This is a genomic window from Paenibacillus sp. FSL H7-0940 (assembly GCF_037979415.1).
Taxonomy (GTDB): Bacteria; Bacillota; Bacilli; order Paenibacillales; family Paenibacillaceae; genus Paenibacillus; species Paenibacillus amylolyticus.
On sequence record NZ_CP150280.1, the window covers coordinates 186,123 to 198,971 of the forward strand.

The window sequence follows — 12,849 nt, forward strand, 5'->3', positions numbered from 1 at the left end:
ATCATCCAGTCAGCTGACTGGTTTGGGATCTACATGAATTGTAGTCCGGTTTAAACATGAAGTATAATGATTGGTAATGAAGCGGATATCATTTTGAATGATGTCAGAGTGGGGGGACCATGGAGAGCGGGGATCTTAGAATATTTCAGTGTGTTGCACAGGAAGGGAATCTGACCAAAGCTGCTTCTAAACTGGGGTATGTTCAATCCAACGTAACGGCACGAATCCGGCATCTGGAAGCAGAAGTGGGTACAACGTTGTTCATTCGTCATAACCGAGGTATGACATTATCTCCAGCCGGAGAGATGCTGCTGACCTATGCAGATAAAATAATTGGTTTGCTGAATGATGCTTCCAAGGCGCTTCGGGCGACGAGCACACCATCGGGTCCAATGCGAATAGGGTCTACACAAACCGCAGCGGCCGTGCGACTACCTGAACTTTTCGTCAGATATTATAAACAGTATCCAGATGTCTCCTTGTCACTGGTTACTGGCAATTCGCAGATGCTTATGGATCAGGTTATTGGGTATGAATTGGAGGGAGCATTTATAGGCTGTCCCTGTGATCATCCTGATATCGTTTCTATTCCCGTATTTGATGAGGAACTATTTGTTGTCTATTCTGGTATGGGTCCTACGGATGAAGATCTTAAGAGTAAACCCATTCTTGTCTACAGCATGGGGTGTTCCTATCGTCAGGTTTTGGAGGAATGGTTAGAGGTGGGTGGTGTTACCCGCCCAGCTATTATGGAATTCGGAACCCTTGAAGCGATTATTAGTGGAGTTACGTCCGGCATGGGAATTTCCTTATTACCAGAGATTGTGATTAGACATCAGATCGAAAATGGATTACTGCGCACGCATACACTCCCCGTAGGTATGAATCGCATGATGACTCATTTTATTACTCGCAAGGATGCCTTTGTCAGCAGTGCACTTCATGCATTTATGGCTATGTTACCGCGAGAGTATGATATGATAGAGAGTGGAGAACCATCAGAAGTGTAATTGTATTCAAGGCAAGGCAATCCGTTAAGGAAGTGATGAGCAATGGATTTATTTTCGTTTCAACAAGACTCAAAACCACAAGCTAGACTGCTCGCGGACCGCTTGCGGCCAGAGCATCTGGATGAATATATTGGACAGGAACATATTATTGGACCGGGGAAATTACTCCGGCGCGCCATCGAGGCTGATCAGATTTCGTCAATCTTGTTATACGGCCCTCCGGGATGTGGCAAGACAACCTTGGCACATATTATTTCCCAGCAAACGCAAGGACAGTTCGTACGTCTGAATGCAGTGGAAGCTTCCGTCAAGGATGTGCGTGAAGTTATCGAACAGGCCCAAACGAACAAACAGCTGTATGGAACGAAAACCATTTTGTTCCTCGACGAGGTACATCGGTTTAACAGTTCACGTCAGGATGCGCTATTGCCAGCGGTAGAGAAGGGTACGATTATTTTTATCGGAGCGACAACAGAGAATCCCTTTCATTATGTCAATGGAGCCTTGATGAGTCGCTCCACCCTGTTCCAGCTGGAATCACTGAACAAGGAGCATTCGCTTATTGCGATGCGCAGAGCACTGAGTGATCCGGATAAAGGTCTGGGGTTCATGGAGCTGCAGGCGGACGATGAGGCGCTTGAACATATTGCTACGATGGCCAACGGGGATATTCGGCGTGCGCTTAACGCGCTTGAACTGGCTGCGTTGACCACGCCACCGGAGAAGGATGGGTCCATTCATATTACGCTTGGTGTGGCAGAAGAGTCTATTCGGCGACCGATTGTGAAGGCAGATGAATCCACACAGTATGATGTGTTGTCTGCATTTCACAAGAGTATTCGGGGTTCCAGTGATGCGGCGCTGTTCTGGTTTTTATACGCGGTGGAGAAGCTCGGCATGGACCCGATGACCTTCATTCGGCGCCTGATTGCAGCGAGCAGTGAAGATATTGGACTTGCGAACCCGCAAGCCATGACTCAGGCGATTGGAGCACTTGATGCGTACCGAAATAACGGCTGGCCCGAAGCCAAGCTGAACATTGCACAAGCTATTCTGTTCGCGGTCGAAAGTCCAAAATCAAATGCGGTGTACACCGCCATTTCCAAAGCCATGAACGCGATTGATGAGGTGAAATCGGCAGAAGTTCCGCTTCACTTGCGAGATACACATTACTCGGGTGCCGTGAAGCTTGGACATGAGGGTTATCAATATCCACACAACTATCCGGGGCATTACGTGAAACAAGAATATTTGCCAAAGCAGCTCTCACGGAGAGTATTCTATGAGGCAACGGAGCAGGGTAACGAATCGAAGATCAGGCTGAACCAACAGCGGCGCAGGGAATTTTAAGGACAGACAGATCATTCGGGAGATGCACAAAACATGAAAGAGCTTTTGTATATAGGGGCGGGTGGATTTCTCGGTACATTGACCCGATATGCCATACAGTTAGGGATACCAACTGTCCATGGGGGGTTCCCATGGGCAGTGCTGTTAATCAATGCGATTGGCAGCCTTTTTTTGGGTTGGTTCTTTACCATAGCTGTTCCAGGCAAAATAACACCACAACTTCGACTGGCGATTGGTACAGGTTTTACTGGCGCATTTACGACATTCTCCACGTTTACGCTTGATATTGTTCGTTTATCCGAAGGGGGCGAATGGATCAGTGCCGCTATTTATATGATCGTGAGTCTGTTGGCAGGATTGTTGCTCTGTGCGCTGGGAATAAGCCTTGGACATCGTATGTTGGGAGCACAAAGACAAGTGGGTGATGCCTCATGATCCTGTGGATTGGTTTTGCAGGTGTGCTGGGTGCGGTACTGCGTTACAGTCTAGGAAAATGGGTCTCTGGCTTGCTGGGAATGGCCTTTCCATGGGGAACATGGATCATCAACATCAGTGGTTCACTGTTGCTTGGGTTGTTATATGGGTGGCATGAATCTGCAATGATCTCAGATGGAATCTGGTTGATGTGGGGAACCGGATTTTGCGGTGCGTACACGACGTTCTCTACCTTTGGTTATGAGACGTTAGGACTTATGGGTCGACAACGATACGCAAGCGCGGCGCTCTACGTCATCAGTTCGGTTGTAGTTGGGGTGTTGGCTTGCTTGGCAGGAGTCTGGTTGACTGCATAACGAACTATTTTTTATTTTTTTGCAAAAATAAGCAGGAAAAAAGCCATCCTTCATTGTATACATGAAAGACGGCTTTTTTAATAGGGATACACGGTATTGTGTATAATCCGCATTTTAATGGACAAGCTCTATTATTGCATTGCGGGTACAGGTACTTTTTGCACCTGATCGATCGTACCCCCACCCAGGCAGACCTCTCCGTCGTAGAAAACAACGGCTTGTCCTGGCGTAATGGCTTTTTGCTGCTGGTCAAATTGTACATCCACACTTCCATCTTCCTGCCAGGTCAATGTAACACCTTGATCCGGCTGACGATAGCGGAATTTGGCAGTACAACGGTATGGCACATTAGGCATGTGCTCTGTACCGGCAATCCAGTTCACACCCGTTGCGGTAAGACCAGTGGAGTACAGGCTTGCATGGGCATCGCCCTGAACAACAAGCAGTTGATTCTTCTCCAGGTTCTTGTCTGCAACAAACCAGGGTTCACCATTGCCGGAACCACCAATGCCAAGACCTTGGCGCTGTCCAAGTGTGTAGTACATCAGACCGTCGTGGCGACCTTTGACTTCACCGGTTGCGATATCAACCATGTCTCCGCCTTTGGCAGGCAGATAGTTACTCAGGAACTCTTTGAAATTACGCTCACCGATGAAGCAGACACCTGTGCTGTCTTTTTTCTTGGCGGTATACAAACCGGCCGCTTCTGCGATTTTGCGTACTTCCGGTTTGGGCAGATGACCAATCGGGAACATGGCTTTGGACAGCTGGTTCTGATTGAGCGCGTTAAGGAAATAGGTCTGATCCTTATTGTTGTCCACACCACGAAGCAACTTGAGTGTGCCATCTTCTTCAATCAGGCGAGCATAGTGTCCTGTAGCTACATAATCTGCGCCGAGATCCAGAGCTTTGTTCAGGAATTCACCAAATTTGATCTCACGATTACACATGACATCCGGATTCGGCGTGCGGCCCGACTTATATTCATCAAGGAAATAGGTAAATACTTTATCAAAATATTCTTTCTCGAAGTTGACAGTGTAGTAAGGAATGCCGATCTGTTCACATACGCGGCGTACATCCTCTGAATCTTCTTCAGCGGTACAGTGGCCGAACTCGTCGGTGTCATCCCAGTTTTTCATGAAAATGCCGATGACATCGTACCCTTGCTCTTTCAGCAGCAGTGCGGTAACGGAAGAATCGACACCTCCGGACATGCCAACGACGACCCGTGTATTTTCAATTGTTTTGGACATCGTTATCACCATTTCTATATATAAATGTGTTTCGTTTCTTATTCTAGCATAACCGGACTCAAGATACGATACACCCGGCCAATTTTGGATAGTGTCCACCACAGACGCACATTTTGGAATATCGTCAATCTTTCTTTTCCATAAAGCATGCAGATATGTTAACATTAGCTGAGGGTTATGATCGGAATACGGAGGATTAGAAGGTTTATGCTAATCTCAATGCATCTCCGCTGTGGACAGATCGTGAAACAGACGGTCATGGACCATAGGATTAAATATAAAGTTTCCAATCGTTTCTGAAAATTGAAAGAGGTGACTCCTTTGAAAATATCGACAAAAGGCCGTTACGGCCTCACAATCATGATGGAGCTTGCTGCCAGAATAGGCGAAGGCCCTACATCACTTAAAAGCATTGCTGAGCGCAACCAGCTTTCGGAGCATTACTTGGAGCAACTGATTGCTCCACTGCGTAATGCAGGACTGGTGAAAAGCATTAGAGGTGCTTACGGCGGTTATATCCTTGCCGGTGATCCTGCAACCGTGACTGCAGGCGATGTAATCCGTGTACTGGAAGGGCCAATCTCTCCAGTAGACTTCACGGAGGAAGATGATCCAGCGAAGCGTGATCTATGGTTGCGTATTCGTGACGGGATTGCGGAAGTATTGGATTCCACAACACTGAAAGACCTGATTACCTTCCAGGATCAGGACAAAAAAGACAGCTACATGTTTTATATTTAACAATGACTGCGATGAGCATGACATGGTAACATACCTGAGCCCCCATTTGGGGGCTTTATCCATGCCATAACATATGTTTTACAATGGCTTGGGGTTGGTGAGCATATAAGGCTACGAAACATATTCCATAATTTAACATATAACGGGGTGAAGATAAATGAAACGAATTTATTTGGATCACGCCGCATCGACACCTATGCATCCACAAGTCGCAGAAGCGATGATGAACGTCATGACAGGACAATTTGGCAATGCATCAAGTATCCATGCCTTTGGGCGTGAGGCCAAACGGACTGTCAGCGGAGCAAGGGATGTCATTGCGGCGTCTTTGGGCTGTTTCCCGGACGAATTGGTATTCACCGGAGGTGGCACGGAGAGTGACAATCTGGCAATCTTTGGAGCAGTCTCATCCAGGCAGGATAAGGGGAAACGCGTCATTACAACCGCAATAGAGCACCATGCTGTCTTGCATACGTGTCAGGAATTGGAGCGGCAAGGTTATGAAGTAACCTATCTATCTGTGGATCGTCATGGACGAATAAATCTGGATGAGTTGCAAGAGGCCATTCGGCCGGATACGGTGCTGATTACCATGATGTATGCCAACAATGAGGTAGGCACGATTCAGCCGATCCGTGAGGTGGGTGAGCTTGCCCGTCAGCATAATATCCTTTTCCATACCGATGCAGTTCAGGCTCTGGGTAGCCAGAATATTTCCTGTAAGGAACTGCCTGTGGATCTGATCAGCTTCTCTGCGCATAAAATCAACGGACCTCAGGGCGTGGGTGCACTCTATGTACGGCGAGGAATTGTGCTGGAAGCAAGAGCTCACGGTGGGTTGCAAGAGCGTCAGCGTCGCGCTGGTACGGAAAATATCGCAGGTATTACCGGATTTGCAGAGGCTCTCAAGATTGCATCAGCACAGACGGAGGCGCATCGTCAGCATGATTTGGAATTGCGCAAACTTTTGTTGGAACAGCTTGAAATTCATGTGGGGACGGAGCACTTTCACGTGAATGGACACCTGGAGCATACGCTGCCAAACATCCTGAATATCAGCTTTCCGGAAGTGTCCACAGAGACGATGTTAATGAATCTGGATATGGAAGGGATTGCTGTTGCAAGCGGTTCTGCCTGCACTTCCGGTTCACTTGAAGTCTCTCATGTGCTCAAAGCGATGAAATTGCCTGAAACATTTTTACACTCTGCGATTCGATTTAGCTGGGGATTGGGTAATACTACGGAAGAAATCATGATAACCGCCGAAAAAATTGGAACCATTCTTGGACGACTGCGTAATAGACCCTAAGGGGAACTTTACACATGGAACAGAAGGAGGGAAGAAGTTCCATTTCATCGGTTGGATAGAAGCGGTTTTGATGATCGGCGTCTGATTGCCACTCATCAACTTTGGGCATACCTAGCAATAGCGCCGCGCCTATTTAATGATAAGAAGATGAGGGGGACCCAGCGATGAAGCTTCAGGAAATGATCGGACTTGCCGTTTTTGATGTTGAGGACGGGAAGCAGGTCGGTAAAATCCAGGATTTCATTGTGAATGATGATTGGGAGATCGAAGGCATTGAGCTTGAGAACAAAGGTCTGTTTACCAATCATGTCAAAATCGTGCAGTGGCAAGATATCGTTGCCTACGGCGAAGATGCCGTCATGATCCGTAATCAACAGGCTGTCCGCAAGACGGGAGCCGACGACATAAAATACACGTACCTCCTCGGTCGGTCTAAATTGAAGGAGATGTCCGTGCTCACCGAAGAAGGTTTGCTGCTCGGGCGTGTCTCCGATGTTTATTTTGACCAAGAGTTGGGAAATACAATAATAGGGATTGAAATTACGGACGGTTTTGTGTCCGATCTGATCGAGGGCCGCAAATGGCTGCCATGTACAAGCGATATGTCCATCGGGGAAAGTGCCATTATGGTGCCGTCTCTGAGTGAACAACGCTTGGAAAATGCCATTCATTCTGTTAATGGATAGGTGAATGAATATGAAATGTCCAAACTGTAGTTCCAAAGATATCGGGAAAATTGGTTCCCACCAGTTTTATTGCTGGGGATGCTTTATTGAATTAACGGTGAACGGTGAGAAAATGTCTGTATATCAGGTGGAAGAAGACGGTACGCTGAGTTCCCTGGATGATCTGTTTTTCGGGGACGAGCTGCCACAAGACTTCCCTCATCTTCACGCTTCTTCTTAATAAGCAGAATAACTTCCTCTATATGCGGTTTCATGACAATGTCTGTCATGGGAGGCTGTCGCTAATTGTTGGCAGATGTATATAGATGCGGTTACATAGTGGTTCGGCTGGTGTATGGTTGATTATATGCTAACCCGTACTGCAAAATGCGCTTCCTTCTCTGATGAAGGAGGCGTTTTTTTTTGGTTTAAGAAAAAATGTTCGGATTACTCCTTTCCACTTCTGCGCTGTGTTAATAAATATTACCTTTCCTACATATACTGACTCTCAGAGCCAGTCCAAAAGGAGAGATGCAAGTGGAGCAATTAACCAAAAACAAGCTGTTCCGTTACGCGATCTGGCTGCTGCTCGGATTGATCATTTTATATTTTATCTGGCTGCTGCGGCCTTTACTGCTTCACATATATACGTTCCTGAAAACAGTGCTGGCACCCTTTATCGTAGCCCTTATCATATCCTATGTACTTAATCCGATTGTCAGCATGCTGGGAGGGCGCAAGGTGCCGCGTACGATTGCGGTACTACTCATATATGCCTTTTTCCTGACCTGCCTCGGTGTCATTCTGATGAATGTCATTCCGGTATTGATTGAACAGCTGGGAGAACTCAACGAGCATATGCCGGAACTGTCCATGCGTGCCCAGAGCCTGATGAATAATATGGATCACAAATTAATGCCACCAAGTGTGCGAACAGGCATGAACAGCTGGTTTTTTCAGATGGAGGATCGACTAACTCAGGGAATTGCTGTGCTCATGGACAATATCGGGGCGACCATTAATGTGTTATTCAATGTGTTTATCGTGCCATTTCTGATCTTTTATATGTTAAAAGACTTTGAGGTGTTTGAACGCACCATTGTGGCGTATCTTCCGCGTTCACGTCGGAAAGCGATTGTCTCGGTAATGAAAGAGATCGATACTGCACTGGGGAACTATATTCGGGGACAGTTTATTGTCTGTGTCATTGTTGGTATCTTTGCCTACATTGGTTATATCATCATTGATATGCCTTATGCCCTGCTACTTGCAAGCATTGTAGCTGTGTTTAACATTGTGCCCTACTTGGGGCCGTTCCTCGGAGCTGCTCCTGCTGTGGTCATGGCATCAACCGTATCGTTTAAAATGGTACTACTTGTTGTCATTGTGAACACACTGTGCCAGGTGTTGGAGAGTAACGTTATTTCTCCTCAGGTGGTGGGACGTACGTTGCATCTCCATCCACTGTCGATTATATTTGCACTGCTCGTCGGAGGTGAATTGGCAGGCATTGTAGGTTTAATTCTGGCAGTACCCGTTTTTGCCGTGCTGAAGGTAATTGTGCAACACTTTTTCGCCTATTACATCAAACGAAGGACCGACTAATTATCAGGGGTAAAACATCAACGAGGTCGCGTTGACACCCGCTTGTGCTATCGATATAATGAGTGTGTATGTTGAGAACATGAAATCGATGATGAAATAAAGTACGCCGAGGGTTCCTTTCCTCAGAGAATAGACTTCTTCGGATCAGGGTGAGCCTGAACTGATGGCTGGAAGAGTCTTGAAAGATGAAGCGGCGGAAAGCTAATTTCGGAGTGCAGGACAACCCTGCCGGGAGCGACCGTTATTTCGCATGAACGAGGAGATTGTTTGTTTGTCCGGGCAGCAAGGGATGAACAGCAATAACCAGGGTGGTACCGCGATAACATCGTCCCTGATTATTCAGGGGCGTTTTTTGTGTTTATTTTTACAAAAACAATGTTGACCAACCGGAGCGAATACGCAACGGACTATTATAATTTAATGGGGGCATCCAGTATGAAAGCCAGTGAAATCCGGTCCAAATGGATAGAGTTTTTTGCAAGTAAAGGTCACAAAATTGAGCCGAGCGCATCGCTCGTGCCTCACAACGATCCTTCTCTTTTGTGGATCAATGCAGGTATGGCACCGCTCAAACCATATTTTGACGGACGTGAGAAGCCGGAGAACCCGCGTCTAGCGAACTCCCAAAAATGTATCCGTACCAATGATATTGAGAATGTTGGTAAAACGCGTCGTCACCATACGTTCTTCGAAATGCTTGGCAACTTCTCTATTGGAGATTACTTCAAGGAAGAGACCGTAACATGGGCTTGGGAATTCTTGACCAGCAAAGAGTGGATCGGATTCGATCCGGAACGCCTGTCCGTAACGGTATATCCGGAAGATGAAGAAGCTTTCAAACTGTGGAACGAAAAAGTAGGACTGCCTGCTGAACGTATCATTAAATTGGATGAAAACTTCTGGGATATCGGCGAAGGCCCATGTGGTCCTTGTACCGAGATCTTCTATGACCGCGGCGAAGCTTACGGAAACGACATGAGTGATCCTGAAATGTATCCAGGTGGGGAAAACGAACGTTATCTGGAAGTATGGAACCTGGTATTCTCCCAGTTCAACCATAACAAAGATGGTAGCTACACACCGCTTCCTAACAAAAACATTGATACAGGTGCAGGTTTGGAGCGTTTTGCTTCCATTCTGCAAAATGTGGATTCCAACTTTGACACAGACCTGTTCCAACCGATGATTCAAAGAACAGCTGCTCTTGCAGGTGTGAAATATAACGACAGCGTAGAGATTGATGTTGCACTGAAAGTCATTGCCGATCATATCCGTACGGTTGCCTTTGCAGTAGGTGATGGCGTTCTGCCAAGTAATGAAGGACGTGGATATGTCATCCGTCGCTTGCTTCGCCGTGCAGTTCGTTATGGAAAAGTGCTTGGGCTTGACCGTCCATTCCTGTATGAACTGACAACAACCGTTGGTGAAGTGATGGGCATGTACTACCCTGAGGTAGTAGACAAACAGGAGTTCATCGCCAAAGTAATCAAAACCGAGGAAGAGCGTTTCCACGAAACTCTAACAGATGGTCTGGCTATTCTGGCTGATATCAGCGGCACAGCCAAATCCGAAGGACGCACGGTTATTAGCGGCCCTGAAGCTTTCAAGCTGTATGATACGTACGGTTTCCCGTTTGACCTGACAGAAGATTATGCTGCAGAGCATAGACTGACTGTGGATCGTGAAGGTTTTGATGCTTCCATGCAGAAACAACGTGAGCTTGGACGTGCTGGACGTCAAGAGAACGAGAGCATGAAAGTTCAAGGCGGACCACTTGCTGATCTGGAGGTTAAAAGCGAGTTTGTTGGTTATACTGACCTGTTGACGGAAGCAAAAGTGGTAGCCATCGTAGCTGGTGACGCCCTTGTTGAATCTGTAGGCGAAGGACAGACGTGTCAGGTTGTTCTGGACAAGACTCCGTTCTACGCGGAAAGTGGCGGTCAAGTGAGTGATCAGGGCTTGCTGCGAGGGGCTGGTGTAACAGCGAAAGTACAAGGTTTGTTCAAAGCTCCACTTGGACAACATGTACATCTGGTGACTGTGGAGTCTGGTGAACTGCGTGTAGGTGATGTGATCAACGCCGAAGTGGATTCAGCAAAACGTGGCGACATTATCAAAAACCATACGGCTACCCACTTGTTGCACAAGGCACTCAAAGATGTGCTCGGAACACACGTAAACCAGGCAGGATCGCTCGTAGAGCCACAACGTCTGCGGTTTGACTTCTCTCACTTCGGTAGTATTACGCCGGAAGAGTTGACAGAGATTGAACGTCAGGTGAATGAACAGATCTGGAATCGTCTGAACGTGAACATCGAGCTGAAAGCTATTGATGAAGCCAAAGAAATGGGGGCAATGGCCCTGTTTGGCGAAAAATATGGAGATATTGTACGTGTTGTTCAAGTCGGAGACTACAGTTTGGAACTTTGTGGCGGCTGTCACGTAAATAATACTTCAGAGATTGGAATCTTCAAACTGGTGAGCGAGAGCGGAATTGGCTCCGGCGTACGCCGGATCGAAGCTGTAACTGGCCGCGGCGCATATCTGTATGTGGAAAGCCAGTTGGAACTGCTTAAACAATCAGCAGCACTGCTCAAAGCAAATGTGGCTGATGTACCTAAACGGATTGAAGGTCTGAACCAACAACTGAAAGAAGCAGCCAGAGAGACTGAATCCCTGCAAAGCAAGCTGAGTGCCATGGAAGCTGGTCAATTGACCGATCAAGTGGTACAAGCAGGAAATACACAATTGCTGGCAGCACGCGTAGATGCTCCGAACATGGATGCGCTGCGTACAGTGGCAGATGAGTTGAAAGTAAAATTGCCTAACGCGGTACTCGTATTGGGTGCTCCAGCGGACGGTAAAGTGAATTTTGTTGTAGCAGTACCTGCTGAACAAGTGAAACAAGGATTACACGCAGGCAAAATCGTCAAAGAAGTCGCAGCAGTATGCGGCGGCGGTGGCGGTGGACGTCCAGATATGGCGCAAGCCGGAGGTAAGGATGCGACCAAGCTGGATGAAGCGCTGAAACTGGCGGTTTCGCTGGTTAGCGGGCATAATGCATAAATCCATTGAACGGCTTTCAATCGTCAAAAAATAAATCGAAATGGTTCTGTTCGTTTATTTTTTGTACCCGAGAGCGTGTGGAATCGAATGATGCAATATGCTGAAGCCAGTAAAGGACAAGCAAAAAACACAATTGCCTTATCCTTTGTTTACTTGTGGCAGTCAGAATATGTTATTATATAAACAGAAATCAATTCGGCAGGACATGGTCCCCATGTTCATGCAGGAGCGAGGTGTCATCAATGGACTCCATGGATAAGACGGTTAAATTTAATGTGAAAGGTGACGAACAGGAAGCATCATCCAAAGAGATTCTTCTCACGGTATATGATGCATTGGTCGATAAGGAGTATAATCCGATCAACCAGATTGTTGGGTATCTGATTTCTGGAGACCCGGCATACATTCCTCGTCACAACAACGCACGTAGTCTGGTCCGTAAAAAGGAGCGCGATGAGCTGATTGAAGAGCTTGTACGTTCCTATCTGGCCAATCACCGGTAATGTACGCCGCTTCCGCTGTGTTGCAGCCTTGCAGGCAGCGGGAAATGAACCGACAGAAGACAGCCTGAAGCTTGAGAAGGCGATTATTTGTAATCGACCTGAGCAGGCCCCAGGATGGGAGAGCATGGATGAAAATATTAGGTTTGGACTATGGGGACCGAAGAATCGGAGTTGCCGCGAGTGACGCCTTCGGTTGGACTGCCCAGGGATTGGAAGTGCTAGAACGCCGCCGTGATGAAGGCGAGTTCGCTCGGATTGCCGAACTTGTGCGTGAGCATGAGATTAGTGAGATCGTAGTCGGACTTCCCAAAAACATGAACGGCACCGTAGGACCGCGCGGTGAGATATGCATTGCTTTTGCCGATCGCCTGCGGGATGAACTGAATTTACCTGTTCACCTTTGGGATGAACGGCTGACAACCATGGCAGCAGAACGTACGCTGATTGAAGCGGATGTCAGTCGGAAAAAACGCAAGCAGGTTGTGGACAAAATGGCCGCAAGCTTGATTTTGCAAAATTATTTGGATGCCAATAGTAGAAGGTGAGGGGGATC

The 12,849-nt window shown here is 47.2% G+C and carries 13 protein-coding genes; 12 read left to right on the plus strand and 1 reads right to left on the minus strand.

Annotated features, from left to right (window positions below):
- Positions 1-119 precede the first annotated feature (119 nt).
- Genes MHB71_RS00880 through crcB form a run of 4 tightly spaced genes read left to right on the plus strand, consistent with a single transcriptional unit; the run spans position 120 to position 3,151 of the window.
- Complete coding sequence (locus MHB71_RS00880) at positions 120-1,010, plus strand: LysR family transcriptional regulator (RefSeq protein WP_340028545.1); 891 nt, start codon at positions 120-122, stop codon at positions 1,008-1,010.
- 42 nt (positions 1,011-1,052) lie between these two features.
- Complete coding sequence (locus MHB71_RS00885) at positions 1,053-2,360, plus strand: replication-associated recombination protein A (RefSeq protein WP_340028546.1); 1,308 nt, start codon at positions 1,053-1,055, stop codon at positions 2,358-2,360.
- A gap of 33 nt (positions 2,361-2,393) precedes the next feature.
- On the plus strand, positions 2,394-2,795 hold the full coding sequence (locus tag MHB71_RS00890; RefSeq protein WP_340028547.1) for a CrcB family protein: 402 nt from the start codon (positions 2,394-2,396) through the stop codon (positions 2,793-2,795).
- Positions 2,792-3,151 carry a fluoride efflux transporter CrcB gene (gene crcB / locus MHB71_RS00895; RefSeq protein WP_340028548.1) on the plus strand — a complete coding sequence of 120 codons (360 nt, stop codon included), beginning with the start codon at positions 2,792-2,794 and terminating at the stop codon, positions 3,149-3,151. The genes MHB71_RS00890 and crcB overlap by 4 nt, the downstream gene beginning before the upstream one ends.
- A gap of 131 nt (positions 3,152-3,282) precedes the next feature.
- Here crcB and mnmA read toward each other — a convergent pair whose 3' ends face one another.
- Positions 3,283-4,407 carry a tRNA 2-thiouridine(34) synthase MnmA gene (gene mnmA / locus MHB71_RS00900; RefSeq protein ID WP_340028549.1) on the minus strand — a complete coding sequence of 375 codons (1,125 nt, stop codon included), beginning with the start codon at positions 4,405-4,407 and terminating at the stop codon, positions 3,283-3,285.
- A gap of 321 nt (positions 4,408-4,728) precedes the next feature.
- Here mnmA and MHB71_RS00905 point away from each other — a divergent pair, with 321 nt between their 5' ends.
- The 8 genes from MHB71_RS00905 (at position 4,729) to ruvX (ending at position 12,841) form a co-directional block, all read left to right on the plus strand.
- Positions 4,729-5,148, plus strand: a complete 420-nt coding sequence (locus MHB71_RS00905; RefSeq protein WP_017686811.1) for an Rrf2 family transcriptional regulator — start codon at positions 4,729-4,731, stop codon at positions 5,146-5,148.
- Between the two features lie 157 nt (positions 5,149-5,305).
- Positions 5,306-6,457 carry a cysteine desulfurase family protein gene (locus tag MHB71_RS00910; RefSeq protein WP_340028550.1) on the plus strand — a complete coding sequence of 384 codons (1,152 nt, stop codon included), beginning with the start codon at positions 5,306-5,308 and terminating at the stop codon, positions 6,455-6,457.
- Between the two features lie 164 nt (positions 6,458-6,621).
- The gene (locus MHB71_RS00915) at positions 6,622-7,143 is read left to right on the plus strand and encodes a PRC-barrel domain-containing protein (RefSeq protein ID WP_017686814.1); all 522 of its coding nucleotides are present in this window, start codon (positions 6,622-6,624) and stop codon (positions 7,141-7,143) included.
- A gap of 10 nt (positions 7,144-7,153) precedes the next feature.
- Positions 7,154-7,363 (plus strand): hypothetical protein, encoded by a 210-nt coding sequence (locus MHB71_RS00920; RefSeq protein ID WP_017686815.1) that lies wholly within the window; start codon positions 7,154-7,156, stop codon positions 7,361-7,363.
- Between the two features lie 296 nt (positions 7,364-7,659).
- Positions 7,660-8,727, plus strand: a complete 1,068-nt coding sequence (locus MHB71_RS00925; RefSeq protein WP_340028551.1) for an AI-2E family transporter — start codon at positions 7,660-7,662, stop codon at positions 8,725-8,727.
- A gap of 435 nt (positions 8,728-9,162) precedes the next feature.
- On the plus strand, positions 9,163-11,793 hold the full coding sequence (alaS, locus tag MHB71_RS00930) for an alanine--tRNA ligase (protein ID WP_340028552.1): 2,631 nt from the start codon (positions 9,163-9,165) through the stop codon (positions 11,791-11,793).
- 242 nt (positions 11,794-12,035) lie between these two features.
- Complete coding sequence (locus MHB71_RS00935; RefSeq protein WP_036616950.1) at positions 12,036-12,296, plus strand: IreB family regulatory phosphoprotein; 261 nt, start codon at positions 12,036-12,038, stop codon at positions 12,294-12,296.
- Between the two features lie 128 nt (positions 12,297-12,424).
- Entirely contained in the window at positions 12,425-12,841 is a 417-nt protein-coding gene (gene ruvX / locus MHB71_RS00940; RefSeq protein WP_036616953.1) for a Holliday junction resolvase RuvX, read from the plus strand.
- Positions 12,842-12,849: the final 8 nt, after the last annotated feature.